This window comes from Pseudomonas sp. GCM10022186 (assembly GCF_042656385.1).
GTDB lineage: Bacteria > Pseudomonadota > Gammaproteobacteria > Pseudomonadales > Pseudomonadaceae > Metapseudomonas.
Window position 1 is genome coordinate 1 of sequence record NZ_JBHSOU010000061.1, and the last position, 398, is coordinate 398.

The window sequence follows — 398 nt, forward strand, 5'->3', positions numbered from 1 at the left end:
GGAACGAACAGCTCCTTGGCCTCGGTGCCGGGGGCGGCGGAGAGTTTCGCCAGGTCCAGGCCGGACTGGCCGTAGCTGATGCCATGCACCGGGTTGAGGATGGTTTCGCCCCAGTAGACGTTGTGCTGGCCGGCCTTGATGCTGAACATCGACTCGTCGCCCACTTCGGTGCTGTAGAACACGAAGGCGTCGAGGATCTCGCCGGACGGGCCGCTGTAGTAACGCTGGGCGTAGTTGGAGAGGTGCGGGCTGCCGAATGCCGGGTTGGTCGTGCTGGGCTGGCCGACGATGGTGGAGAACGCCTCGTTGCCGTTGACGAAGGGGTTGGAGTTGGAGCCGGTGTTGTCGTAGGCCTTGTCGTACCAGCTGGCGGCGCTGACGCGGAAGCCCTTGTTGCC

The 398-nt window shown here is 64.8% G+C and carries 1 protein-coding gene; it reads right to left on the reverse strand.

Annotated features, from left to right (window positions below):
- Positions 1-398, reverse strand: a 398-nt coding sequence (locus tag ACFPU0_RS20740; protein WP_377695167.1) for a DUF1302 family protein, incomplete at both ends; no start/stop codon positions are given.